The organism is Microbacterium sp. NPDC086615 (assembly GCF_040686055.1).
Taxonomy (GTDB): Bacteria; Actinomycetota; Actinomycetes; order Actinomycetales; family Microbacteriaceae; genus Microbacterium.
Genome location: NZ_JBFBJJ010000002.1, coordinates 154812 through 180534, shown reverse-complemented (window position 1 = coordinate 180534; position 25723 = coordinate 154812). Strand labels below are relative to the sequence as shown.

The 25723-nt window shown below is 72.2% G+C and carries 22 protein-coding genes; 8 read left to right on the top strand and 14 right to left on the bottom strand.

All coding sequences use genetic code 11. The annotated features are described in order from the left end of the window. The first annotated feature begins 10 nt into the window (after positions 1 to 10). Both AB0O24_RS03090 and AB0O24_RS03085 read left to right on the top strand, forming a co-directional pair. Positions 11 to 1135, top strand: a complete 1125-nt coding sequence (locus AB0O24_RS03090; RefSeq protein ID WP_363372504.1) for a cohesin domain-containing protein — start codon at positions 11 to 13, stop codon at positions 1133 to 1135. After that, on the top strand, positions 1132 to 3009 hold the full coding sequence (locus AB0O24_RS03085; protein WP_363372501.1) for an amidase family protein: 1878 nt from the start codon (positions 1132 to 1134) through the stop codon (positions 3007 to 3009). Before AB0O24_RS03090 ends, AB0O24_RS03085 begins: the two co-directional genes overlap by 4 nt. Positions 3010 to 3174: 165 nt before the next feature. On the opposite strand, the gene AB0O24_RS03080 is transcribed toward AB0O24_RS03085, so the two are convergent. The 9 genes from AB0O24_RS03080 to AB0O24_RS03040 form a co-directional block, all read right to left on the bottom strand. Further along, positions 3175 to 4110 (bottom strand): siderophore-interacting protein, encoded by a 936-nt coding sequence (locus AB0O24_RS03080; RefSeq protein ID WP_363372498.1) that lies wholly within the window; start codon positions 4108 to 4110, stop codon positions 3175 to 3177. Between the two features lie 11 nt (positions 4111 to 4121). Next, complete coding sequence (locus AB0O24_RS03075) at positions 4122 to 4955, bottom strand: ABC transporter ATP-binding protein (RefSeq protein ID WP_363372495.1); 834 nt, start codon at positions 4953 to 4955, stop codon at positions 4122 to 4124. Then, a complete protein-coding gene (locus AB0O24_RS03070; RefSeq protein ID WP_363372492.1) occupies positions 4948 to 5982 on the bottom strand; it encodes an iron chelate uptake ABC transporter family permease subunit in 1035 nt (344 codons plus the stop codon). Before AB0O24_RS03070 ends, AB0O24_RS03075 begins: the two co-directional genes overlap by 8 nt. Next, positions 5979 to 7025, bottom strand: a complete 1047-nt coding sequence (locus AB0O24_RS03065) for an iron chelate uptake ABC transporter family permease subunit (protein ID WP_363372489.1) — start codon at positions 7023 to 7025, stop codon at positions 5979 to 5981. Before AB0O24_RS03065 ends, AB0O24_RS03070 begins: the two co-directional genes overlap by 4 nt. After that, entirely contained in the window at positions 7022 to 7951 is a 930-nt protein-coding gene (locus AB0O24_RS03060) for an iron-siderophore ABC transporter substrate-binding protein (RefSeq protein ID WP_275800125.1), read from the bottom strand. The genes AB0O24_RS03065 and AB0O24_RS03060 overlap by 4 nt, the downstream gene beginning before the upstream one ends. Before the next feature lie 185 nt (positions 7952 to 8136). Further along, positions 8137 to 9261, bottom strand: a complete 1125-nt coding sequence (locus tag AB0O24_RS03055) for an NAD(P)-dependent alcohol dehydrogenase (RefSeq protein ID WP_363372486.1) — start codon at positions 9259 to 9261, stop codon at positions 8137 to 8139. Continuing rightward, on the bottom strand, positions 9258 to 10724 hold the full coding sequence (locus tag AB0O24_RS03050) for an aldehyde dehydrogenase family protein (RefSeq protein ID WP_363372484.1): 1467 nt from the start codon (positions 10722 to 10724) through the stop codon (positions 9258 to 9260). The genes AB0O24_RS03055 and AB0O24_RS03050 overlap by 4 nt, the downstream gene beginning before the upstream one ends. Further along, positions 10721 to 11437, bottom strand: a complete 717-nt coding sequence (locus tag AB0O24_RS03045) for an alpha/beta hydrolase (protein WP_363372482.1) — start codon at positions 11435 to 11437, stop codon at positions 10721 to 10723. Before AB0O24_RS03045 ends, AB0O24_RS03050 begins: the two co-directional genes overlap by 4 nt. A 362-nt stretch (positions 11438 to 11799) precedes the next feature. After that, a complete protein-coding gene (locus AB0O24_RS03040) occupies positions 11800 to 14034 on the bottom strand; it encodes a LuxR C-terminal-related transcriptional regulator (RefSeq protein ID WP_363372479.1) in 2235 nt (744 codons plus the stop codon). Positions 14035 to 14219: 185 nt separating this feature from the next. On the opposite strand from AB0O24_RS03040, the gene AB0O24_RS03035 reads away from it, so the two are divergent. The 5 genes from AB0O24_RS03035 (at position 14220) to AB0O24_RS03015 (ending at position 18885) form a co-directional block, all read left to right on the top strand. Continuing rightward, positions 14220 to 15416, top strand: a complete 1197-nt coding sequence (locus tag AB0O24_RS03035; protein ID WP_363372477.1) for an ABC transporter substrate-binding protein — start codon at positions 14220 to 14222, stop codon at positions 15414 to 15416. After that, positions 15413 to 16252, top strand: coding sequence for an ABC transporter ATP-binding protein (locus AB0O24_RS03030; RefSeq protein ID WP_363372475.1), 840 nt, complete (start codon positions 15413 to 15415; stop codon positions 16250 to 16252). The genes AB0O24_RS03035 and AB0O24_RS03030 overlap by 4 nt, the downstream gene beginning before the upstream one ends. After that, positions 16249 to 16926 (top strand): ABC transporter ATP-binding protein, encoded by a 678-nt coding sequence (locus AB0O24_RS03025; protein ID WP_363372472.1) that lies wholly within the window; start codon positions 16249 to 16251, stop codon positions 16924 to 16926. Before AB0O24_RS03030 ends, AB0O24_RS03025 begins: the two co-directional genes overlap by 4 nt. Before the next feature lie 76 nt (positions 16927 to 17002). Beyond that, positions 17003 to 17857, top strand: a complete 855-nt coding sequence (locus AB0O24_RS03020) for a branched-chain amino acid ABC transporter permease (RefSeq protein WP_058594834.1) — start codon at positions 17003 to 17005, stop codon at positions 17855 to 17857. Next, the gene (locus AB0O24_RS03015) at positions 17854 to 18885 is read left to right on the top strand and encodes a branched-chain amino acid ABC transporter permease (protein ID WP_275800133.1); all 1032 of its coding nucleotides are present in this window, start codon (positions 17854 to 17856) and stop codon (positions 18883 to 18885) included. The genes AB0O24_RS03020 and AB0O24_RS03015 overlap by 4 nt, the downstream gene beginning before the upstream one ends. Here the strand turns inward: AB0O24_RS03015 and AB0O24_RS03010 are convergent. The 4 genes from AB0O24_RS03010 to AB0O24_RS02995 form a co-directional block, all read right to left on the bottom strand. Then, entirely contained in the window at positions 18827 to 19774 is a 948-nt protein-coding gene (locus AB0O24_RS03010) for a hypothetical protein (protein WP_363372468.1), read from the bottom strand. The genes AB0O24_RS03015 and AB0O24_RS03010 overlap by 59 nt on opposite strands. 79 nt (positions 19775 to 19853) lie before the next feature. Beyond that, positions 19854 to 20900, bottom strand: coding sequence for an alpha/beta hydrolase (locus AB0O24_RS03005; RefSeq protein ID WP_275800135.1), 1047 nt, complete (start codon positions 20898 to 20900; stop codon positions 19854 to 19856). 366 nt (positions 20901 to 21266) lie between these two features. Further along, complete coding sequence (locus tag AB0O24_RS03000; RefSeq protein ID WP_275800136.1) at positions 21267 to 23027, bottom strand: Na+/H+ antiporter; 1761 nt, start codon at positions 23025 to 23027, stop codon at positions 21267 to 21269. Positions 23028 to 23240: 213 nt separating this feature from the next. Further along, the gene (locus AB0O24_RS02995; RefSeq protein ID WP_363372463.1) at positions 23241 to 24704 is read right to left on the bottom strand and encodes a PLP-dependent aminotransferase family protein; all 1464 of its coding nucleotides are present in this window, start codon (positions 24702 to 24704) and stop codon (positions 23241 to 23243) included. 19 nt (positions 24705 to 24723) lie between these two features. Here AB0O24_RS02995 and AB0O24_RS02990 point away from each other — a divergent pair, with 19 nt between their 5' ends. Further along, positions 24724 to 25047 carry a hypothetical protein gene (locus AB0O24_RS02990; RefSeq protein WP_363372460.1) on the top strand — a complete coding sequence of 108 codons (324 nt, stop codon included), beginning with the start codon at positions 24724 to 24726 and terminating at the stop codon, positions 25045 to 25047. 34 nt (positions 25048 to 25081) lie between these two features. On the opposite strand, the gene AB0O24_RS02985 is transcribed toward AB0O24_RS02990, so the two are convergent. After that, positions 25082 to 25474, bottom strand: coding sequence for a DUF3021 domain-containing protein (locus AB0O24_RS02985; RefSeq protein WP_363372458.1), 393 nt, complete (start codon positions 25472 to 25474; stop codon positions 25082 to 25084). Positions 25475 to 25723: the final 249 nt, after the last annotated feature.

Below are 25723 nucleotides of genomic sequence, written 5' to 3'. Positions count from 1 at the left end.
GGCCCATTGCATGCCGCGACTCCGAAGCCGCTGGCTCGTCCTCCTGCTGTCGACGATCGCGGCGACCGCGCTCCTCGGCTCCGTGGCACCCGCCGCGATCGCTGCTGAGTCCTCCCCGTCGCTGACGGCGACGCTGTCCGACACGGACGGCGCGTCGGGGGATCCGGTCGCACTCGACCTCGGAGTGACCGGGGCAACCGACCTCTACGCCGCGACGGTGCGTGTCACCTACGACACCGACCGTGTCGTTCTCGACCCCGCCGCGGTGACGTCGGACTTCCCGGGCATGTTCAGCGTGTCGGGCGTCGAGGGGGCGATCGACTTCACCGTGACGCGTCTGGGAACCTCGAGCGGCCGAACGGGCGACGTTCCCCTGGGGTCGCTGGGCTTCGTGGCCACGGGGCCGGGAGAAGCGCTCCTCCGCGTCGACGAGGTCACGATCATCGACTCCGCCCTGGTCGGCACGACTCTCTCGCCCGCCATCGGCCTGAGCTACACGGTCGCCCCCTCGTCGTCGGCGCCGGAGCCGTCCGCGCCGGGCGCACCGCCGACCATCTCGGTGACGGGGCAGGGCTCGGGCGTGTCGCGCGGCGGGGACAGGACGTTCCGCGGCTCGGCTCCGCAGTCGTCCGCGGCCCCGACCGCGACATCGCCGAGGATCACGGCGTCATCGCTCACCCCGCGGGTCGGCGAGACGATCACCCTGACCGCCCGCGGACTCACCCCCGATGCCGCGTACCGTGTCGGACTGGACTCCGACTCGATCCGCCTGGGTGAGGTCACCGCGGATGAGACCGGATCGTTCGTCCTGGCGGCGACGATCCCCGAGACCGCCCCCACCGGGCAGCACGAGATCGTCGTCCTCTCGCGGGGGCTCGCGGTGACGACGCTCCCGATCACGATCCGCGCGGCGGACGAAGCGGCATCCGCCCCGCGGAGTTCGGCCAGCCCCTCCGTCGGAGCCGCCGGTGTCACGAACGAGGCGACCGCCGACGCCGCGCCGGTGTCCGCGGACTCGACGTCCGCGCTGGTGTGGGCGCTCATCGCGGTCGTCGTCCTGCTCGGCGCGGCCGCGATCGTGCTTTTGAGGCGACGGTTCCATCGCGCCGCAGGCGATGACGGGGGTCGGGGATGAACGCTCTCCGCTTCGCCCCCGCCCCGATCGTGGTGAAGGGAACACTCGTGAGAAGGACGATGCTCGCTTCCGGGGTGGCCGCCGTCACCGCGGCGGCGCTGGTGTTCGGGGCGGTCGCGCCGGCGCACGCCGAGACCGACTCGGTCAGCTATGCGGCTCCCGCCTACCAGCGCGGCGAACTCACTGGCGACGCGAAGGTCGACCGCGACGACCTGACCGTGCTGATGACCGCCGTCGGGCGGAAGGCCGGTGATCCCGGATGGGATGCCGTCGCCGCGGCGGACGCTGATCAGGACGGTGCGATCACGGTGACCGACGTCGCCGCGCTCTCGAAGCAGTTCGTCTACGACGACGACCCCTTCGAGCTGCAGGAGACCGACGTCGTCGCGATCCAGAAGGCGATGACGGCCGGGACGCTCACCTCCCAGGAGTTGACGGCGCAGTATCTGCGCCGCATCGCCGCCTACGACCGCGCGGCCGGGCTCGACCCCCGCGACCCGGACGCGGCGCTCGAGTCCATCATCGCGACGAACCCGACGGCCATGGCCGAGGCTGCGGCTCTCGACGCGGAGCGGGCAGCGACCGGGCCGCGCAGCATCCTGCACGGCATCCCGGTCATCGCGAAAGACAACATCAACCTGGCTGGGCTCGCCACCACCGCGGGGTGCGCCTGCCTGGCCGACAACGTGACCTCGACGGACGCCGAGGCCATCACGCGGCTGAAGGCGATGGGGGCGATCGTGATCGCGAAGGCCAACCTGTCGGAGTTCGCGATGTCGACCGTCGTGTCGAACAGCTCGTACGGCAACACCAAGAACGCCTACGGTTTCGATCTGCCCCCGGGCGGGTCGAGCGGCGGCACCGGTGCTTCGGTCTCGGCCAACCTCGGAGCGGTGGGGCTCGGCACCGACACCGGCGGCTCGGTACGCGTCCCCTCGTCGTACAACGCCCTCGTCGGCATCCGTCCGACCGTCGGGCTCGTCAGTCGCGAGGGGGTCCTTCCCCTCGACGAGTACCGGGACACCATCGGTCCCATGACACGCACGGTCTCGGATGCCGCGCTGTCGCTCGACGCGCTGGCGGGGGCCGCGCCCGGAGAGCACGCGATCGCTCCGGAGGCGTTCCGCAAGCCCCTCTCGTACGCGAGCAGCCTCGATTCGAACGCTCTTCAGGGCGTCCGCGTCGGCTACCTCGTGGACCGAGGACCCACGGACGCGCAGACCGGGAACTTCCAGCTCGTCGCCGCGGCGCGCGCCGACCTGGAGGCCGCCGGCGCCACGGTCGTCGACATCGCCTCGTTCGACCCGGTCGGTGGCGGCCGGATGGAGGACATCCACGGGAGCAAGACCTTCACCCACGGAGTCGACGTGTACCTCGACACCTACTACCGACCCGGCTACACATTCGCCGACCTGGCGCAGAAGGTCACCGATGCCGAAGCGGCGGGGCATCCGCTCTCGAGCTGGCCGGCGGAGGTCGTGCGCGAGTTCGCCTCGACGACCACGGAGGAGCGCGAGGCGGCCTACGGCCCCTTCCGTGCGGGGCAGAAGGCGGTCCAGGATCGGATCGACCAGCTCATGCGGGAGAACGACCTCGACGCGCTCATCTATCCGAGCACCGGCGCCCCCGACCTCCTCTCGGGCTTCAACAATCTCATCAGCGCGGCCAGCGGCTACCCGGCGATCTCGGTGCCCATGGGGGCCACCGACGTCGACCTGCCAGAGGGGACGATCCTGGGGATCCACCGCGGTCTCGAGTTCCTCGGCGCGCCCTATGCCGAGGACCGCCTGATCGGCTTCGCGTACGCGTACGAGCAGCAGACCCACCACAGGCAGGCGCCCTCGCTGTTCCCCGATCTGCCGACCGAGCCCTGACCCGAGCGCCGACGCTCTGCGGTGACGCGAGCGTTCTTCCGCGCGCGCCGGTGGTGCGGTTGCGCTGTGCGAAACTCCGGAGAAACCGGCTCGCGGGAGCGACAAGGGGCTGCTTGTCCGCTCGAGGACGCGGAAACTCAGGAGTTTCGCACGGCCCGCCGCGCTTCAGTCCACCAGCGCTCCGCCCTCGCGCCAGTAGCCGAGGAAGGCGACGCGCTCGCGCGGTACGCCGAGCTCGCGGACCAGCACGCGTCGCGAGGCCGTGACGACCCCGGATTCGCCGGCGAGCCACGCGACGTCGACGTCGGGCGTGGCCCACGCGCGCACGGCGGCCTCGGTCTCGCCGCGCCCGACGACGCGCACATCGACTTGAGGGCTCAGGCCCGCGACGGTGAGATCGTCGGCGTGGTCGCCGATCTCGACGATCGCGATGCCGCGGGCGGCGGGCGGCAGCGACGCCGCGATGCCGCGCACGGCGGGGATCGCCGTCTCGTCCGCGACCAGCAGGAACGAGGTGTACTTCTCGGGCGGCTGCCAATGGATGCCGTATCCCGTCCATCCGTTGCGGACATCGGGGCCCGTGATCACGAGCGTCTCGCCCACGTGCGCTCCGCGCGCCCACCGTGACGCGGGGCCGTCGGGGGAGTGCAGGTAGATGTCCACGTCGATCTCGCCTGCCCCCGGGCGGATCGCGGCGGGCGTGTACGTGCGCAGGACGTTGCGTTCGTCCGGCGGCAGTGCCTTCCACCGCGTGTACCACTCCGAGGGGTGCGGCGTGGGGTCGTCGAGAAGGCCGAACTCGGCGAGCCCTCCGCCCGGCAGGGGCAGGACGAGCTTTATGCGTTGGTCGAGGCCCCACGGCGCGAAGTGCTGCAGCGCGTCGCCCGAGAAGGTGAGTCGCACGAAGTTCGGGGAGAGCATCTCGCGTCGGGCCACAGTCACGGGGAAGGCGCTGTATTCCCACGGGCGGCTCGCGCTCGGCGGGATCTCGGTCCCCGCCATCGACGACCCGTCGGGTTCCGCCGCCGCACCGGCCGCCGGCATCCGGTCGCCGCCCGAGCGGGAAGCCCCCGCCGCCGCGTCCGCCACGACCCCTGGCATCCGCTCCCCGCTCACGCGTCGAGCCCCGTCGCCGCAGCCGCCGCCCGCGCGGCGAACGCCCCGCCGCGCAGCGGCACCACCAGTGGACCGCCCGTCACCGGGTCGTCGATCACGACGTTCGGCAGGCCGTAGACCTCCTCGACGCGTTCGCTCGTGATGACCTCGCGCGGGGCTCCCTCGGCGACGATGCGGCCGCCGCGCATCGCGATGATGTGGCTCGCGTACCGGGCGGCGTGGTTGAGGTCGTGCAGTACGGCGATGACGGTGCGCCCGCGGGCGTTCAATTCGGCGAACAGCTCCATGAGCTCGACCTGGTGCGCGACGTCGAGGTAGGTGGTGGGTTCGTCGAGCAGCAGCAGGTCGGTCTGCTGCGCGAGCACCATCGCCACCCAGACGCGCTGACGTTGTCCGCCCGACAGCGCATCGACGGGTCGGGCCGACAGGTCGGTCGTGCCCGTGGCATCCAGGGCCTCCTTCACCGCGGCCTCGTCGGCGCTCGACCACTGCCGCAGCAGTGACTGGTGCGGGTAGCGGCCGCGGCCGACGAGGTCGGCGACCGTGATGCCGTCGGGAGCGAGCGCGCTCTGCGGGAGGAGGCCGAGACGGCGCGCGACCTCCTTCGCGGGGTAGCTCGAGATGTCGCGCCCGTCGAGCACGACGGAGCCGGCGGCGGGGGAGAGGAGGCGAGAGAGCCCCCGCAGCAGCGTCGACTTGCCGCACGCGTTCGGGCCGATGATCACCGTGAACGACCCGGGCGGGATCGCGACGGTCAGCTCGGGGACGACGGTGGCGCCGTCGTACGCGAGCGAGACGGAGCGGGCTTCGAGGCGGGTGGGGTCAGACACGGCGGCGGATCTCCGTAACGATCATGACGATGAGGTACGCGCCGCCGACCGAGACGGTGACGACGCCCACGGGGAGGGTCACCGGCAGCACGTGCTGCGCGATGGCGTCGGAGCCCAGCAGCAGCAGGGCGCCCACGAGGGCCGACAGCGTGAGCGACAGCGACGGCGTGCGGGCGAGTCTCCGCGCGATCTGCGGGGCGGCGAGGGCGACGAAGGCGATCGGTCCCGCGACAGCGGTCGCCGCGGCCACGAGCACCACGCCGGTGAGCAGCGCGAGGCTGCGCACGAGGTGGGGGCGCACGCCGGACGCGGCGGCCAGGTCGTCGCCCAGCTCCAGCTGGCGGAGCGCGGGCACCAGCGCGAAGGCCGCGAGCGCGAACGGCGCCGCGCACAGCAGCACCCCGCCGAGCGCGTCACCGGTGACGCCGTTGAGCGACCCGTGCCCCCACGCCGACGCGAACATCGCCGTCTCGAGTTCGATCTGCAGCAGCATCCAGGTGTTGAGCGAGGCGAGCATGGCCGAGACGCCGATGCCCACGACGATGAGCCGGAAGCCCTGCACGCCACCGCGGTACGACAGGAACCAGATGACGACGGATGCCGCGAGGCAACCGATCAGCGCGCCCGCCGCCCGCGCCGGCCACGACGACGAGACGAGCACGAGCGTCAGCAGCATGCCGGTGAAGGCGCCGTTCGAGAGCCCGAGGATGTCGGGGCTCGCGAGCGGATTGCGCGTGACCGTCTGGAACAGGGCCCCGGCGATCGCGAGCAGGGCGCCCAGGGTGATCGCGGCGAGGACGCGGGGGAGGCGCCAGCCGACGACCACGGTGGTGTCGAGCGCGTCGCCCGCTCCGAGGAGCGCGCGGATGACGGCATCCGGAGCCAGGGGATACGTGCCCCAGCCGAGCGAGAGCACCGCGAGCACGACGACGGCGACGAGCACCGCGACACCGACGGCGATGCTCCGCAGCCGCACCGGCAGCGCGCCGAGGACCACCCGGCGGTACCCCACGTCGACGGCCGTCACAGCGCGCTCGCTCTCCGTCGGCGCGCGAGCGCGATGAGCACGGGAGCGCCGACGAACGCGGTGACGATCCCGGCGGGCACCTCGGCCGGGGCGATGATCACGCGGCCGAGCACGTCGGCGAGCAGCACGACGATCGGCGCCGCGAGAGCGCTGAGGGGGAGAATGCGGCGCTGGTCGGGCCCGACGATCCACCGCACGACGTGCGGCACCATGAGCCCGACGAACGACAGGGGTCCGACGAGGGCGGTCGCCGCTCCCGCGAGCACGGTGATGGCGGCGATGGATGCCACCCGCACGGCGCCGACGGGGATGCCCTGCGCACGGGCGAGGTCGTCGCCGAGAGCGAGGGCGTTGAGCGCGCGGCCGAGCACGAGAGCCACCGCGAGTCCGACCGCGATGAAGGGGACCACGGGGAGGACGACGTCGAGACCGCGTCCGAGGAGCGAACCGGCGTTCCACCCGCGCATGAGGTCGAACGCGTCGGGGTTGCTCAGCATCATGCCCGAGGTGATGCCGGAGAGCACCGCACCGACGGCGACGCCCGCGAGGGTCAGGCGGATCGGGTCGGCCGGTCCACGCCCCGACGAACCGACGAGCGCGACGGCGACCGTGACGATGAGCGCCCCCAGGAACGCGGGCCAGACGAGCAGGAGAGAGCTCTGGATGCCGAACAGTGCCACCGTCACGGCGACGGCGAACGCGGCTCCCGCGTTGACGCCGAGGATGCCGGGGTCGGCGAGCGGGTTGCGCGAGAACGCCTGCATGAGGGCTCCGGCGACGCCCAGGGCGGCCCCGGCGACGATGCCGGCGATGGTGCGGGGCACACGGAGTCCCTGCACCACGTAGTCGGTGTCGGGGGTGCCCGCGCCGGTGAGCGAGGCCCACACCGCGTGCCAGGGTAGGGGGTTCGCGCCGATCATGAGCGACAGGGCGATCGCGATGGCGAGGACCGCCGCCAGCACGAGGGTGCCGGCGACGGTCCGACCGATCCGTGGGGATCGGGGTGCCGTGTCCGGCACCCGCGGGGAGACGATCGAGGTCATTTCCCCGATGCGAGGAAGGTCTCGATGTCGTCGAGCACCGACTGCGCGCCCTTCGGCCCGACGCCGGCGACCCACGTGCTCGTGTCGACGAGCGTGACGACGGGGAACGCCGCGGCGTTCTGCGCGATCGCCGCGGGGACGGTCGACGGGTCGTTCACGTCGGTCGTGGTGACGAAGACGGCGTCGGCGGTCGCGCTCGCGATGTTCTCGGGCGAGATGTCCGCCTGCAGGCCGTCCTCCCACTCGTGATCGGGGATCGTGTAGCCGACGCACTCGAGCAGGCTCCCGGCGAACGAGACCGGGCCGTAGAGGCTCAGTGTCGTCTCGTCGCGCGGGCGGATCATCTCGGCGGTCTTCCCCGCGAGGTCGTGTGCGCTCTTGATCTCGTCGCAGCGCTGGTCGACGGCATCCACGGCCTTCGTCACGTCGTCCTCGCGGCCGAGCGCCTCACCGATGAGGGCGGCGTTGTCGCGCCACGGATCGGCCTGCGTCGCGATGAACACCGTCGGGGCGATCGCGCTGAGCTGGTCGTACAGCGCGGAGTGGCGGGACTCGGTGCCGAGGATGAGGTCGGGCTTGAGTGCGGCGATCGCCTCGAGGTCGGGCTCGCTCACCGTGCCGACGGGTGTGACGCCCTCGACGCCGAGGTAGCTCGGCACGCCGTTGACCATGTTCGCCACGGCCGCGCCGACGGGGGTGATCCCGACGGCCACCGCGGTGTCGAGTTCGAGCGGCTCGAGCGTGACGACGCGCTGCGGAGCCGTGCTGACGGAGGTGGTCCCACGCGCGTGAGCCACATCGTGGGTCGAGGCGGAGCTCTCGGCGGGAGAAGCGCTCGCGCCGCCCGCGCAGCCGGAGAGGGCGAGGGCGAGACCGGTCGCCGCGGCGAGGAGGGCGAAGCGCCGGGAGGAACGGCGTGCGGGCATGGCGAGATGTCCTTTCGGGTGGGGGAGGCCGAAAGCTGAAGCTTAAGCAAGGGTTACCTTACCAAGTGCGCCCGATCGCGACACGCGGCCCGCCCGGACTTGCGGAAACGCTGCGATCACCGAGGCACACGGATGCCGTGCGCGAGGGCGATCGGTGGGATCGCGGGGCGCACGGCATCCGGTGCTCAGTACACGATGACCGGCTTCACCGTCCGCCCGTGGTGCATGTCGTCGATCGCCCGGGCGATGTCGTCGAGGGCGTACCGCCGCTCGAGCCTCTCCAGCGGCAGGCGCCCCTCGGCGTGCAGCGCGACGAGGCGCGGGATGAGCTCGCGCGGGTCGGCGTCGCCCATGGTGACGCCGCGGAGGATCTTGCCGGTCAGGATGCCCTGGATGTCGACGGGGACCTCGGTCCCGGGCGGGGGCGCCCCGCACACGAGCACCGTGCCGCGCGCGGCGGCGGCATCGAGGGCGGTCCGGGCGACGCCGGGGTGCCCGGTGGTGTCGAAGCTGAGCGTGACGCCGCGTCCGCCGGTCAGTTCGGCCAGACGCGCGGCGACGTCTTCGTGCGCCGCGTCGATGGTGGCGGTCGCACCGAGCTCGCGCGCGAGGTCGAGACGCGAAGCCACCCGGTCGATCGCGATGAGGTGCGCCGGCGCGCGGAGCGCCGCGGCCATCACCGCGGAGAGGCCGACCGCCCCGGCTCCGTACACGGCGACGACATCCGCGGTCCCCGGATCGAGCACGTTCCACATCGATCCGAAGCCCGTCAGCACGCCGCAGCCGAGCGGGGCGAGCGCCGCGAGATCGGCGTCGTCGGCGACCCGCACGAGCGAACGCTCGTCGGCGATCGCGTGGGTGCCGAACGACGACTGTCCGAAGAAGTGCCCCGCGACCGGCGCGCCGTCGCGGGTGATCTCGCCCGAGTCGCCGTCGCGGAGCCCGCCGAGCAGGTTTCGCGGTAGCCACGTCTCGCAATACGCCGGGTGGGCGCCGACGCAGGCGTCGCACGCGCCGCACGAGGTGAAGCTCAAGAGCACGGCATCCCCGGGACTCACCCCGCGCACGCCCGGCCCGACGCGCTCGACGCGCCCGGCCCCCTCGTGCCCGATGATCCCCGGGGTGGGGAACGGGATGCCACCGGCCAGCACCCCGAGATCGGTGTGGCAGAGACCGGTCGCGGTGAGCCGGACGAGCACCTCGCCGTGGCCGGGCTCGGCGTAGTCGACGTCGGCGACCGAGATCGTCCGCGTCCCGGAAGCGGCACTGTCTCGGCTCTCTTCGACGATCGCCGCGCGCCCCGCGGTCACTGCGCGCCGCCCAGGTCGAACACGATCGAATGGGCCTTCTGGTACGACTGCAGTGCTTCCGGGCCGCCCTCGCGTCCCCAGCCCGAGGCCTTCACCCCGCCGAAGGGCACGGCCGGGTCGAGGATCGCCCAGCCGTTCACCCAGGTGATGCCGGCGCGCAGGCGCGCGGCGATCCGGTGGGCGCGGGCGAGATCACGGGTCTGGATGCCGCTCGCCAGGCCGTACCTCGTCCCGTTGGCGAGGGCGATGGCTTCGTCCTCGGTGTCGAACGGCTGCACGGTGAGGACCGGACCGAACACCTCGTCCACGACGACCTCGGCCGCGGGATCGAGGTCGGCGAGAACGGTGGGCGCGTAGTAGAACCCGCCGTCTCGCTCGACCGCGTGGCCGCCCGTCACGACGCGCGCGCCCGCGGCACGTGCCCGATCGACCATCGCCGCGACCTTGTCGAGCTGCGTGCGGCTCGCGACCGGGCCGATCACGGTCGCCGGGTCGTCGATGTCGCCGAAGGGCACGTGCGGCACGGCGTCTTTCAGGATGCCGAGCACGACACCGTAGATCGGACGCTCGACCAGCAGCCGGGGGCCGGCCATGCAGAACTGCCCCGCATTGAACACGAACGCCGAGATCACGGTGTGGATCGCGCGGTCGAGGTCGGCGTCGGCGAAGAGGATGTTCGCCGCGTTCCCGCCGAGCTCGGCGGTGAACGGCTTGAGCGACCGACCGGCGAGGGCCGCCGCATGCGCGCCGATCTCGGTCGATCCGGTGAACGCGACCTTGTCGACGTCGGGGTGCGAGACGAGGTGGTCGCCGAGCGTCGACCCCGGGCCCGTGACGACGTTGAAGACGCCGTCGGGCACGCCGGCGTCGCGCAGCAGCTCCGCCATGAGCAGGGCGCTCAGCGGGGTGTCGCTCGCGGGCTTGTGGACCACGGTGTTCCCCGCCACGAGGGCGGGGGCGATCTTCGTGCTCGACAGGATCAGCGGGAAGTTGAACGGCGTGATCGCGGCGACCACGCCGAGCGGCTCGGTACGCACGTAGGCGTGGGCGTCGGCGGTGATCTCGCGGACGTCGCCGTCGAGGCGATGGCCGAGAGCGGCGTAGTACTCGTACAGCTCGGCGGCGTTGTTGACGTCGACGACGCGGGCGAAGGTGATGGGCTTGCCGACGTCGAGGCTCTCGGCGTGCGCGAGTTCTTCGCTGCGCTCCCGCATGAGCGCGTAGGCCCGCTGGAGGATGCGGGCGCGTTCGCGGCTCGACATCCGCGGCCACGGGCCCTCGTCGAACGCCCGGCGGGCGGCGGCGACGGCGGCGTCGACGTCGGCGGTCGTGCCGCGCGCGACGTCGGTGATCTTCTCGCCGGTGGACGGGGCGATGACGTCCATGCGGCCGCCGTCCGCGGCATCCGTCCACCGTCCGTCGATGAAGAGGCGGCCGGGCGCGGTCGTGACCGTGAGGCTCATCGCGCCACCTCCGCGGGGGTCACGATGTCGGCCAGAACGCCCGCGAACCACACCGGGTCGTCTTCGAAGGGCGTGTGGCCGGTGTCGACGCGAACGACCTGGGCACCGCTGCGCGCGACCAGGTGCTCCTGGAACGCGGGCGGCACGAGCTCGTCGCGCTCGGTGAGTACGTAGGTCGTGGGTTTCGCGCGCCAGGCGACGCGCGTCACGGGCGAGGTGAAGGCGGTGAGCGACTGCGGACGGAAGGTGTCGGCGAGCTCGGCCGCGACCGTGTCGGGGATGCCCGCGGGAAGGTCGGCGGCGATCATCGCGATGCGCTCTTCGCGTGAGCGGCCCATCGAGACCATGCCGTCGGCGATCCCCCAGAAGTCCGGGATGCCACCGCCTACGGCCTGTTGGAGGGTCTCGCCCTCGTCGAGGGCGAAGGCCGCGACGTAGACGATCCGCTCGACCGACGGGTGGTCTCCGGCCTGAGTGGTGGGGATCCCGCCGTAGGAATGCGCGATCAGCGTGACGGGGCCGTCGGCCGCATCGAGCTTCGCGGCGATCGCGTCGGCATCGGCGTACAGGTCGGCCGTGCTGCCGATGCTCGGCAGGGTCACCGTGTCGACGGCGAAGCCGCGTGCGCTCAGCTCGGCGGCGAGACGGTCGAACACCCAGGGCCCGGCCCAGGCGCCGTGGACCAGAAGGATGCGGGGAGGGGAAGGGGTCATGCGTGCGCTCCTCGGACGGGGACGACCTCGGCGTCGTCTTCGCCAGTGTCCGACGCGCTCGTGGAGGACGGTATCCGTAGGACTACGGAACGCGGGGCTTCCGGTCCCTTCGACAGGCTCAGGGACCTGGGTTGCGGGCTGGGGCACGTGGGGATGCGGGCTGGGGCACGTGGGGTGCGGGCTGGAGGACGTGGGGTGCGGGCTGGGGACCTGGGGTGCGGCGGAGGTGGCTGAGCTCGTCGAAGCCTCCGGTCCCTTCGACAGGCTCAGGGGGCTCCGGGAGCCTGGGGTGCGCGCTGGGGGTCCTGGGGTGCGGCGGAGGTGGCTGAGCTCGTCGAAGCCTCCGGGCGCGCTACGGCGCTCTACGGCACGCTCACCAGCGTCGACTGATACCAGGCCGCGATCTGCGCGCGCGAGGTGAAGCCGAGCTTGCCGAGGATGCGTTGCACGTGCGTGTCGACCGTCCGCACGCTCAGCACGAGCCGTTCGGCGATCTCGCGATTGCTGAGGCCCTCGTGGATGCCGGCGGCCACCTCGCTCTCGCGAGCGCTCAGGCCCGCGGCCGGTCGCCCGGGAGCCCCGGCGAAAGCGGCCGCCTCGGCGGGGGACAGGCGCTCGCCGACCGCGAACAGCCGCTGGAACGTCTCCTCGCCGAGGCGCTGGCGCACGACGGCCACGCACCGGTCGTGCTGCGCGAGCATCTGCGGGCCGTGCACCGCGATGCCGGAGTCGATGCGGCGCCACCAGTTGCGCGCGGCCCCCAGCAGGACGGCGGTGCGTTCGGTGGGGGAGCGCGCGGCGTCGATCCAGCTCAGCAGCTCCAGCACGAGGCAGTCGCCGACGGGGTCGTCGATCCCCTCTTCCATCGCGAGGGCCTCGCGCGCATGGCGCTCGGCGTCGTCGAGCTCGCCGTCGGCGTAGAGAGCGAGGCCGATCGCCCACAGGGAGAGCGATCGGATCCACCGCTCGCCGATCTCGGTGGCGTGGCGCAGCGCCTCGCGCGCGGGACCGAGAGTGTCGGGGAGCTCGCCCTGCACGAGGGCGACGGTCAGCTGGAACTGCGCGAGCAGCGCCTCTTCGGGTCGGCCGATCGAGCGGGAGAGCCGGATCGACCGGCTCAACTCCTCGCGCGCGAGGTCGCTTTCGCCCGCGAAGAGCGCGCGCGTCCCGCTCAATCGGCGAAGCTCCACCTCGCACTGCTCCTGTTCGGTCGGAGACAGTGACGGCAGGAGCCCCCGCGCTTCGTCGAGATGGGTTCGCGCCTCGTCGAGCGCGCCCTGGAGGACGCAGATCCAGGTCGCCACGAGCAGGGCGGGCGTCCGCCGCGACGCAGAGCCGCCGGCCAGACGCAGGAGGCGGCGGGTCCATCGCCGCCCCTCCGAGAGGAATCCCCCCACCGCCCAGTGGTAGCGGAGGTCGGAAAAGAACTCGAGCGCGATGTCGGTGTCGCTCGCCGCGGCCGTGCGCAGGGCGGCATCCAGTTCGGCGCGGTCGGCACGTTGACCGGCCAGGATCCGCCGCTGAGCCGGCCCGTACCAGTGCGTGCGCGCGAGGCGCGCGAGCCCGCGGTAGTACTCGAGGTGCCGGCGCACGAGATCGGGTTGTTCCCCCGACTCCTCGGCGCGGTCGCGCCCGTAGCCGCGGATCGTCTCGAGGAGGTGGAACCGGCCGGTCTCACGGTCGGCTTCGACGAGCGACTGGTCGATCAACTGCTCGAGGGTCTCGACGGTCGCGGCTTCGTCGCCGCCCGCGACGGCCGCCGCCGCGGGGAGGTCGAAGGGGCCGGCGAACACGCTGAGCGCCGCCCAGAGCGCGCGCTCGGGCGGTGTGCACAGCTCGTGGCTCCAGTCGACGACCGCGCGGAGGGTCCGTTGACGCGAGACCGGGGCCCGGGACCCCGCCCGCAAGAGGGTGAAACGCTGCGACAGGCGACGCGCGAGATCCGCGACCGAGAGGGTGCGCAGGCGCCCGGCGGCGAGCTCGATCGCGAGCGGCAGCCCGTCGAGCGCGCGGCACAGCTGGGCGGCGACGGCGTGGTCGGCGGGGGAGAGCTCGAACCCCGCGTCGGCGGCGCGGGCGCGCGCCACCAGAAGCTCCACGGCTTCGGCGGGCTCGTCTCCCGCGGTCTCCGTCCCCAGCGGGGGTACGGGGAAGACCTGCTCCCCGTCCACGTCGAGACGGCGTCGGCTGGTGGCCACGACCGTCAGGGACGGCAGGGCGTCGAGCAGCTCGTCGACCACGGAGGCGGCGGCGTCGATGACGTGCTCGCAGTTGTCGAGCACGAGGAGGGCGGTCTCATCGCTCAGCACGTCGACCACGAACTCGAGCGGTTCGCGGGCCGACAGGTCGCCGAAGGGGAGCGACTGCGCGATCGCGGCGACAACGCGACGTGGATCGCTCACGGCGTCGAGACCGACGAAGTAGACGTTCGTCGATGTGCGTCGCGCGTGGGCGTTGGCGAGACGCACCGCGAGACGCGTCTTCCCCACACCGCCGACGCCGGTGAGCGTGATGAGGCGGCTCCGTTCGAGCGCGTCGGCGAGGGCGTCCAATTCGCGCCGACGCCCGACGAATTCGCTGCGCGGCTCTCTGATCACGGGGGAGCTTCCTTGCGTCCGGGAATTCTCATTATCGGTCGGCGGTCGATTCACCGGAATGCTTTCCGCGCGGATTACGTGATTTCACGGATAGACGGGACCGTCGTCGTCCCCCGAACAATGGCGCCGGGCCCATCGGGTCCTCTCGTCCAACGATGTGTTCAACGACGAACCAGGAGAAGTCCATGCGCAGAACCGTCCCCGTGGTCGCCACAGCCGCTCTCGTCCTCGCCCTCACCGCCTGTTCGGGAGGGGGCTCCACCGCCTCGGGCAACGGGTCCGGACCCGTCAAGATCGGCATGGTCGTGCCGCTCACCGGCTTCCTCTCGGCCCTCGGTCAGGGCGACAAGGAAGCGGCCGAGCGCGTCGTCGCCGATCTCAACGCCGCCGGCGGCATCGACGGACGCCAGGTCGAGCTGACGGTCGTCGACGACAAGGCCGACGTGACCGAATCGGTCAAGCAGTTCAACCAGTTGGCATCCGATCCCTCGTACTCGGCGATGCTCGCGAGCAGCTTCGTCTCGGCCGCGACCGCCGTGGGCAGCACCGCGCAGTCCGCGAAGATCCCGACGATCGCCCTCGGACCGGTCGACGCCTTCGCCGACGGCAGCAACCCGTACGCGTTCACGTCGCCGCCCATCCCGGCGGTGTACGCGCGGGCGCTCGTCGACTACTGGCTCAGCCAGGGGGTGAAGACCCTCGCGATCGGCTACACCGGCGGCGACCTCTACGGAGGCAACGGCGACAAGGCCACGGCGGAGTACGCGAAAGAGGCCGGGATCGACGTCGTACTCGACGAGTCGTATGACCAGACCGCGACCGACTTCACCCCGCTCATCACGAAGGTCGTCTCGGCGAAGCCCGACGCGTTCGTCGTCTGGGGCGCGGGCCCCGCTCCCGTGATCATCACGAAGCAGATCGCGGGCAAGGGCATCGCGACCTACTTCACCGGCGCCGAGGCATCGGACCTGTACCTCCAGCCCGCGGGAGACGCCGCCGAAGGCGTGAAGGCCGCGGCGACCATCGCCCTGGGCGGCGACGCGTTGCCCGAGGGCGCGTACAAGACCAAGGTCATGGCGGTCGCGAAGCCCTGGATGGATGCCAACAACGGGGCGTACCCGCCCGAGTTCGCGTTCGGCGGGGCATCGGGTGTCGAGCTGCTCGCCGCCGCGATCGACGCGGCCGACTCGACCGATCGGCAGAAGATCCGCGACGCCCTCGAGAAGACCGACCTGCTGACCTCGAACGGGCGCTACACGTACAGCCCCACCGATCACATGGGACTCGATGCGACCTCGCTCGCGATCTTCGAAGCGAAGGACGGAACCTGGGTCCCGACCGAAGCCGCGACGAAGCAGTTCGCGACCGAGCTCCCGCAGTGAGCACGCCCACACCCGGGGTCGGCTCGGCGGCGCACGGGTCCGCCGAGAACTCCTCGGCCGAGAACTCCTCTGCCGGACTCGAGCTGGCGGGCCTGTCCCGCCGGTTCGGCGGGGTCTACGCCAACCGCGACATCTCGTTCCGGGTCGCGCCGGGCGAGCTGCGTGGCGTGATCGGGCCGAACGGGGCCGGCAAGTCCACCCTGTTCGGTCTGATCAGCGGACACGTCCGCGCTCAGGAGGGCGTCATCCGCCTCGACGGTCAGCGCATCGATCGCCTGCCTCCGCACCGCCGCGCCCGGCGCGGTGTCGCGATCGTCTTCCAGGGCGCGCGCCTGTTCCCGGGCATGACCGTGCTCGAGAACGTCGCCGTCGGAGCGCACGCCCGCACCCGTTCGGGGGCTCTCGACGCCGCCGTGCGTTCGCCCCGTCACCGCCGCGAGGAGAGGGAGATCAGGGCGGATGCCGAGGAGGCCCTCGCCCGCGTCGGACTCGCCGACTGGGCGGGTCGGGGCGCTGAGCAGCTCCCGCTCGGGCAGCAGCGTCGGCTGCAGGTCGCGAGAGCTCTGACCGCCCGCCCCCGGGTGCTCCTCCTGGACGAGCCGGCGTCGGGCCTGCGCGCAGACGAGCGCGACGATCTGCGCGGTCTCATCCGCGAGCTGCACGACGACGGCACGACGATCCTGCTCATCGAGCACGACGTGGCGATGGTGACGGCCCTGGCCGACCGGATCTCCGTGCTCGATCTCGGCCGGCTCATCGCCGACGGGACGCCCGAGGAGATCCGCCGCGACCCCGCGGTGATCGCCGCGTATCTCGGAAGCGAGGCCGCCGCATGATGCTCGAGGTCGATGACCTGGTCGTGCGCTATGGCTCGGCGACGGCCCTCGACGGCGTCTCGTTGCGGGTCGATCCGGGCGAGCTCGTCGCGCTCGTCGGACCCAATGGCGCCGGCAAGACCTCGCTCGTCAACGCCGTCAGCGGTCTCGTGCGTCCGGCATCCGGAACCGTCCGTGTCGACGGCACGGTCGCCCAGGTTCCCGAGGGACGTCAGATGTTCGGAGACCTCAGCGTCGACGACAACCTGCGCCTCGGCGCCTGGCGGCGGCGATCTCGGCGGACGGATGCCGTGTACGAGCTGCTGCCCGACCTGCAGCGCCTCCGTCGTCAGCGTGCGGACACGCTCTCGGGCGGTCAGCAGCAGATGGTCGCCGTGGGGCGGGCGCTCATGGCCGAACCCGACCTTCTCGTCGTCGACGAGCTGTCGCTCGGGCTCGCGCCGCTGATCGCCGCCGACCTCGTGCGCCACCTCGCCGCCCTCAACGCCGACCGCGCCACCGCGGTGCTGCTCATCGAGCAGGAGGTGGGCCTTGCGTTCGGCCTCTGCTCTCGCGCGTACGTGCTGGATGCCGGGCGCATCGTCGCCGAAGGGCCGACGGCGCAGCTCGCCGCCGCCCCCGCCGTGCGCGCCGCGTATCTCGGCGGCTTCGACGAACAGGAGAACCTCTCGTGAATCACCCGCCCAGCACGGGGGAGCGGGCCGTCCCCGCCCCGTTCTCCTCCCCGATCACACGTCAGGATGTGATCTCGTGAGCGATCTCGCCACCTACCTGCTCAGCGGTCTCGCCCTCGCGGGGTCGTTCGCTCTCGTCGGCAGCGGCATCGTCGTCGTCTACCGCGTGACCCACGTGCTGAACTTCGCGCAGGGCTCGTTCGTCGTCTTCGGTGCGTTCCTCTCGCAGACCTTCCGTCAGCTCGGGCTCCCGCCCGGACTCTCCGAGCTCGCGGCGGTGGTCGTCGTCGGTCTCATCGGCTTCGTCGTGGGGGCCGTCGCGATCGGCAAGCCCGGCACGCACCCGATGACGTCGCTGCTGATCACGCTGGGGATGTCGCTGGTCGCCGCTGCCGTCATCATCGCCGTCTGGGGGCAGAACCCCGTCTCGCCCGCGGGGATCTCGGGCACTGTCCGGCTGTTCGGTGCCGAGATCGAGACGCAGCGGCTGCTGACCCTCGCGGTGGCCGTCGTGACGCTCGCCGCGATGAGTCTGCTGTTCACGCGCACCGACATCGGTCGCGCGCTCACGGCCGCGGCATCCAATCCCCGGGCGGCCCGACTCGTCGGGATCGACACCCGCGTGATGGGCCTGCTGTCGTTCACGATCGCGGGAGTGCTCGGCGGTCTCGCCGGGGTGCTGATCGCGCCCACCACGGCGGTGTCGGTGACCTCCGACCTGCCGTTCGTGCTCAGCGCGCTCGCCGCCGCCGTGTTCGGGGGGCTCCGGAGCCCGTGGATGACGTTCGTCGGCGCCCTCGTCCTGGGGGTGACCGGGCAGCTCGTCGCGGGCTACGCGAACGGCTCGTACCAGACCCAGATCGCGCTCATCATGATGCTCGTCATCATGATCGCGCGGTCGCGTTCCTTCACCGCCGAGGAGGCGAAATGACCCGCATCGTCATCGCGATGGCCGCGATCGCCGCCGCCATCGCCCCGCTGCTGCTGACCGACCAGACGTTCTTCGTGCAGACCGCGCTGACCGCGCTCGTCGTCACGGGGCTGTCTCTGTTCATGGGCTACGCCGGTCAGGCCTCGCTCGGCCAGGGCGCTTTCGTCGCCGTGGGCGGACTCACCGTCGCGGTCGGGACGGTGACCCTCGGCATCCCGCCCCTCGTCGCGCTCGTCGCCGCTCCCGTGCTCGGGGCGCTCGTCGCCGCTCTCGTGGGCTGGCCACTGCTGCGGTTGCGCGGGCACTACCTCGCGTTCGGCTCGCTCGCGGTGCTGCTGATCATCCAGACGGTCATGGCCACAGCGCCCCTGTTCGGCGCGGGCGTCGGGATCTTCGGCATCCCTCCGCTCTCGGTCGGGGGTCTCGTCGTCACCGATCAGCGCGTGTACTCGTACGTCGCGCTGGCCGCGCTCGCCGCGGCGCTGCTGGTCTGCCACAACCTCGTCCGGTCGCGCTTCGGTCGGGGGATCCGTGCGCTCGCCGGGAGCGAGTCGGCGGCCGCGTCGAGCGGGGTGCCGATCCTGCGCAGCAAGCTCACCGTGTTCGCGGTGGCGGGCGGATTCGCGGGGTTCGCGGGGGCGCTGGGAGCGTTCTTCACCCCGTACGTCAGCCAGGACACCTACCCGCCGTTCGTCTCGTTCGGGTACGTCGTGATGGCGGTCGTGGGAGGTCTCGGGTCGGTGTGGGGCGGGGTCGTGGGGACCCTCGCGCTGAGTCTGTGGCTGCAGGTGCTGAGCGCGCTGAGCGCGACGCCCGGGATGCCGGCGGCGGCCGGGCCGATCCTGCAGTACGCCGGGTACGGGATCGTGCTGGTGGTCTTCCTGCTGTTCGTGCCGCGGGGGATCGTGCCGACGCTCGCGGGGCTGCGGGCGCGGCGCCACGGGGTACCGGCGGGAGCGCGGGCTCCCCTCACCCCAACCGCTGTAGCATCCGCGCCGCGAGGAACCGCGCACGACCGCGCGGGGTGAGCGGGTCGTAGCCGAGCTGCCGGGTCCAGCTCTCGTGCCGGGACTGCAGGCTGCTGTGGTGCAGCGAGAGCCGGGTCGCCGCGGCGCGGATGCTCTCGCTGTCGACGACCACATCGAGCGCCTCGAGCGTCCGGGCGTCGAGGGCGTCGAGCGCGGCGAGATCCGGATGCCGTGGACCCGACGGATAGAACGCGCGGGCGAGCTCGACGAGAACGCCGAGCTCGCCCGCATCGACCACGCGATGCCTGTCGTCGGCCAGCCGCAGGGCGAGGCGGGCGTCGGCGCAGGCGCGGGGGAGGTCGTCGAGATCGCGCGCGACACTCGTGCCCACGGGCCCCTCGGGCGGGACGACCTCGCCGAGGCCGATCCAGACCGCGCCCTCCGCGGTGGCGAGCACGGTGGAGGCCGTGGTCACGTGCCGCGAGTGGGGCGGCGCGGCCACGACGCGGACCTCCCCGTCGAGGCGGAGGCGATGCGCGGCCGCTTCGCGATCCACGCGCGAGACGGCGGCGTCGATCACACGCTCGACCGCGCCGGTGGTCGGGTCGGCGCGGGCGGTGATGATCGCGAGGGCGACCTGCGCGCGATCGACGATCATCGCGTCGTTGACGGCCGACCCGGTGTCGCGCTGGAGCCAGACGCACGGGGCGTCCGTGTCCGACAGGGACGCGGGCGGGGTCGGGGTGATCCGCGCGCCGTCGGCGTCGATGCCGAGCAGGCGACCGCGCACGCGGGCTCCCGCGGTCGTCCCGCCGAGGATCGCGGCCGCCCGGACCACCGACTCCACGCCCGCGCCGCCGGCGATGAGGGAGTCGAAGTAGTCGATGATCTTCACCGACTCGCTCGCCGCGGGATCGAGGACTCTCAGGCGTCCCGCGAGTTCCTGCATGGCGTCACTCCTTCGTCCCGCGCGGCCGTGTCGCACACAGCATAGGGCGGGGGATCGCCCCGCCGCCCGCGCGTCCGCCTCACCCCAGCAGCCGACGGATCCACCGGTCCCGCGCCTCGACGGCGTCGTGGGAGAGGGCCGCCTGCGGGGCGAATCCCTCGAAGGCGTGGAAGCCCCCGGGCCAGACGTGCAGTTCGGCCCGGCCTCCCGCCGCCCAGATGGCCGACGCATAGGCGACGTCCTCGTCGCGGAACACCTCCGCGCTGCCGCAGTCGATGAACGCGGGAGGGAGGTCCGACAGGTCGGTCGCCCGTGCGGGAGCCGCGTAGATCGACACCCCGTCGGTGCCGCGACGCTCGCCGAGGAGCGCGTTCCACCCGAGCAGGTTGCTCGCGCGATCCCACACGCCCACGCCCTGGATCTGATGCGTCGAGACGGTCGCGTCGCGGTCGTCGAGCATCGGATACATCAGCATCTGGCCGATGAGGTGGGGTCCCCGCCGGTCGCGCGCGAGCAGGGCGACCCCCGCTGCGAGCCCGCCGCCGGCGCTGCCGCCCGCGATGAGGAGCCGCTCGTGCTCGATGCCGAGCTCCTCCGCGTGCGCGGCCGTCCAGACGAGTCCCGCATAGCAGTCCTCGACCGGATACGGGTCGGGGAACTCGGGTGCCAGTCGGTACTCGACGGTCACCATGACGGCGTTGTAGCGGTGCAGCCATTCGGCGAAGCCCTCGACGCCGGTGAAACGATCGCCGAAGATCATGCCGCCGCCGTGCGTGTGGAAGATCCCGGGGCCGTGTCCGGTGCGTCCTTTCGCCTCGACGATCGAGACGACGATCTCCGCGCCCTCGTAGCCGGGGATAGTCACGTCGCGGGACTGCAGGTCGGCGGTGTCGAGGATCTCGTCGCGGGTCGGCATCCCCGGCACGCTCGCCGAGCGCATCACCGGCACCATCTCGGCGGTCAGCGTCGGGGGCACCATCTGCGAGATCACCCCCAGCATCGTCTCGAGTTCGGGATCGAAGGGAGGGCGGTTCGGGATGCCGTCGACGGCGAGGGTGGCCAGGTGGCCGTCGGTGGCAGTGATGACGCCGGCAGCCGATTCCTCGGGATGCGATTCGCGGGTCATGATGACTCCTTCGTCGGGGACGCCTCGTCGCGTCCGTCTCGATTGTGCGCGCGGCGGTGCGCCCGGTGCCCCGCCACGCGGCGGAAGATCACCGGGGGCGGGCCGACAGGTGGCGGGTATGCGGGTGTCCGGATGCCGAGCGCCGCCGGTGAGTCCCCGGCCCGCCCGTACGCGCCCCGCCCGCACGCGCCCCGCCCGTACGCGCCCCGCCCGTACGCGCCCCGCCCGTACGCGCCCCGCCCGCACGCGCCCCGCCCGTACGCGCCCCGGCCGCACGTGCCGTCCCGGCCCGCCCGCACGCCCCGCCCCGATGCGCCCCCGGGGCGCCCGCGATCACCGGCGGACTCCCGACCCACGGCATCCCGCTCAGTCGCTCGCCTTCTCGATCCCGCGCGTGCGGATCTCTTCGAGGTCGAGGTTGGCGAGGATCTTCCGCGCGACGAGGTCGTCGATCGTGCCTTCGCGTCGCAGCCGCAGGAGCACCTCTCGCTTGCGGTCGAGGATCGCCAGGCGCAGCCGGGTCGCCTCCTTGTGCCGGATGAGCGGGGAGCGCTGGGTCACGTCGATGTCGTCGCTCACGGCGATCATCTCGAGCCCGCCGAGGGTGCGTCGCCCTTCGTCGTCGGTGCCGGCGGGAGGAACCGGTCCCATCGTCGACGAGGTCGAACCGCCGCCGTCGTCGTCGACCGAGGAGTCGAGAGAGGCGTCGAGCTCGGCCAGATCGCGCTCCTCGATCGCGCGCTGGCGGGCGACGGCGCGGGCGTTGGCGAGCTCGAGGCGCTCGTATCCCTCGCGGCGAGCGCGGTCACGCACCCGATCGCTGATGCCGTGCTCGACGGCGAGGTCGTCGAGGGCGGCGAGCGCCGCTCCCGAGATCGCGCGCTCGGCGAGCTCGTACTCTTCGATCGCGGCATCGTCGTTCGGGAGCTTCGCCCAGCGGATGACCACGGGAAGCAGGGGCCCCTGCACAAGGAGTGTGAGGACGATGACCCCCGCCGTGACGAACACCACCGCGTCGCGTCCGGCGACCGGCGCGCCGCTCTCGGTCGTGATGGGCACCGAGAGTGCGATCGCGAGCGAGACGGCGCCACGGAAGCCGGCGACGGTGCTGACCATCCGGGAACGGTGTCGGAGCGAACGCGTCGACCCGGCCGCGGGGCGCGAGAAGGGGCTGAACAGCCACTGGAACAGATAGCGCACGAGGAAGAGCGCGATCCAGGCCGCCACCGTGATCAGCGACAGGATGCCGATCTCGGAGGGCGAGATCTCGTGCAGGACGAGCTGGACCTCGAGGCCGATCAACACGAACAGCGCACCGTTGAGCAGGTAGACGCCGAAGGGCCACGTGGCATCCGCGGCTCGACGAGACATCGCCGTGGTGATCCGGGGCGAGACCCAGGCCACGATGAGGCCCGCGAAGACGACCGCGAGCACCCCGGACGCGTCGATCAGCTCCGCGACCAGGAACGACACGAACGGCACGAGCAGCATCGTGAGGTTGATGGTGAGAGTGGACTGCATGCGCCGCAGGGCGAAGTAGGCCAGAGCGGCGACGGCGATGCCCGCGGCCGCGCCGCCGAGGTACGACAGCAGCACCATTCCGGTGATCGACCACGGGGTGACCTGGCCGCCGAGCAGCAGTGACACCGCGATCGCGTACAGGACGAGGGCCGTGCCGTCATTGGTGAGGCTCTCGGCCTTCAGCTTCATGAAGGTCTTCTGAGGGAGCAGCCGCCCGAGGGCGGCGACCGCCGTCGCGTCGGGCGGCGCGACCGCCGCGCCGATGACGAGCGCGGCCTCCCACGGCACGCCCATCCAGGTCGCGACACCCGCGACGGCGAAGGCGGATGCCACCACCAGCAGCGTGCTCATCGGGATGATGTACCGCAACGATCGGCGAACCGAGCGCAGTGACGTGGTCCACGCCTCGCGGAACAGCATGACGGGAAGGAAGAGCAGCAGCACGGTCTCGGGCGGGAGCTCGATCGCGCGCAGCTCGGGGATGAACCCCAGCGCGAGCCCGATGACGAGGAGGACGAGCGGCGTCGCCACCCGTAGACGCGGCGCGAGGATCGTCCCCACCAGCATCGCGAGTCCGAGCAGGACCGTGACCTCGAGTCCTTGCATTGTTACCGCCTTCCGCCGTGCCCTTCAGCAGACAGCGTAGAGAGGGGCCAGGACATTCCCGTCGCTCTTTTCGCGAGCTGCGGACAGCATCGCGTCCGGGCCTCCTGTGCAGGACGGGACGGGGCCCGCGTGCAGAAGATTTCCCGTCACCGCCCACGAAGGCGTTCTCCCCGCGGACGCTCGGTGACGTCCACGGCCGTTTCGGAGACGCCCTCAGGAGACCTCCCGCGACAGCGACGCCCCGTACGCCCGCCATGCCTCGCCGAGCCGTTGCAGGCCGGCCTCGAGCACGTGCGCTTCCGGGGTCACCGGGAGGCGGATGTGGTCGTCGGCATCCATATCCGAGGTGAACTGCGCCGATCCCGCGACCGAGACCCCGAACCCGGCCGCGTGGCGGGAGAAGGCCGCCGCGGAGCCCGCGGGCAGCTGCGCCCAGATGCACAGTCCGCCGCGCGGAGGTCGCCACCGCCAGTCGGGGAGATGCGCCTGGAGCAGCCGCCCCGTCGTGACGGCGGCGTCACGGTGCACCGTCGCGACGTCGCGGCGCAGGGCGGGAGCCTCGGCGAGCAGGTCGAGGGCCAGCATCTGCGCGGGAACACTGGTCGAGAGATCGGTGCTCTGGCGGAGGCCGCGCAGTCGCCGCACGAGCACCGGGTCTGCGCGCAGCCATCCGACCCGCAGCCCCTCCCACGCCCACTTCGACAGTGATTCGACGACGATGATCGGTGCGTCGGGCCGGAGGGCCGCCAGCGACGGCGGCGTGATGCCGTCGAACGACACGTGCGCGAGCACCCGGTCCTCGACCACGGTCACGCCGTGATCGGCGGCGAGGTCGGCGATCCGCTGACGGACGGCCGGACTCGTCTGCATCCCGGTCGGGTTGTGGTTGTGGGGGTTCAGGGCGATGAGCACGGGGCGACGCACCACGATCGCCATCTCGAGCGCCTCGACGTCGATCCCGTCGGGAGTGAGCCGGATGCCGTGGACGTGGCCGCCGCGTCGGCGCACGGCATCCGTGAGTCCGGGCCAGGCGACCTCCTCGGTGAGCACGGTGTCGCCGGGGGAGACGACCTCGTCGACGAGCAGGCTGAGGGCCTGTTGTCCCCCGTGCGTCACGAGCACCTGCGCCGGCGTCGTCGGGGTTCCGTCCTCGGTCATCGCGAGGGCCATCGCGGCGCGAAGATCCGGGAGTCCCGCGGGGTCGGCCTCGACGGTCGTGGCGTCGAGCACGGGTCGATGACGCTGGACGATGCCGACCGCGCGCGGCGAGATCGCGGGCACCGCACGCAGCAGGTTGATACTCGACGGCAGGGTCGCGTAGAGCGCCTCGCCGCGCCCGGCTGCTTGGCGCGCGGCGAGGGGAGCGGCGCCGGCGACGCGCGTTCCGCTGCCCTGGCGACGATCGAGGATGCCCTCGTCGTACAGGCGCGCGTACGCACTGACCACGGTTCCGCGTGAGACGGCGACGGTGGCGGCGAGCGTCCGCTCGGACGGAAGGCGGTCGCCGCCGCGCAGCTCTCCCTCGCGGACCAGACGGGCGATCGCCTCGGCGAGGCTGGCGCTCAGGGTCGCGTCGGTCGTCGCCCAGCGCCCGAGCCGAACCGCCAGGCGCTCCGCCGAGACGATGGCTGTGCGATGGTCCACCAGACCGGAAGTGGCTCTGTCAACGAGGGTCATGAACCCCGATTGTGGTCCAATGACCCGCTTCGACTCTCCCGAATCCGCATTTGTCAGTCCACTGACCCCGGATTGGACCATCGCCGACGTGCTCGAGTGGATCGCCGCGTCGGACGACCGGTGCCACGACGAGCGTCTCCTCGGGATTCTGGATGCCGTGGACCGCGCGCTTCACCCCTCTTCGGCTCGCGCGGCGACTCGCGTCGTCGTGCACGTGCGGGCGCTGGCCGCGCGGGTGGCGGCGGACCCGAGCGTGGGGGAGCGGGTGCTGGGCGAGCTCGTCCCGGTTCGCGACCGTGAGACGTCTGCCGTGGCCGAGGGGGAGGTTCTCGTTCCCGCGTGAGGCGCGCGGGCGAAGCGCCGGCACGGGCTCCCGTCTAGGTGGCCGCAGGCGGGGTGCGGCGCCTCGGCAGGATCTTCGTGAAAAGCACGAAGAAGAACGCCCAGAGCAGGATGCCGGTCCCGAGGAACACCGCGACCACGCCGAGGTAGTGCCACCCGGTGTCGAGCGGGAACCACCCGCTCAGCAGCAGCGCGGGCAGCACCGTCACGGTCATGACCAGGAAATGCACGAGGGTCTGCGTGCGCATGCTCCACGTCTCGACCTGGTAGATCACGGACGCCCCCGACACGGCGGCCGCGATGACGCCGACCGCGAGCGTCGCGCGTCCGTCGTCGGGCTTCCCCTGGGCGAGGAGTGCGATGCCGATCGTGGTCATGGTGACGAGGGGGATACCCGCTCGGAAGAGCACAGCGCCGAGCAGTTTCATGGGGCCAGCTGAGGGAACGAGGGATCCGGCCCCGCGGTGGGAGCCCCGCGCGGCGCGGTGTGACCGGGGTGGGGTGTGTCAGCGGCATCGATGTTCGGTGTTGGTGCGGCGTGGGTGGTGGGGTTTGGCTTGTTGTCGGCATCCGCTTCGTGCGTGATGCTCGGAGCGCGAGCCGTCGGCATCCGCTCCTTCGACGACCTCGGGCGCGCTCGAATCCGGGCGCCCGGCCGATGTCGGACCCCCTCGCTA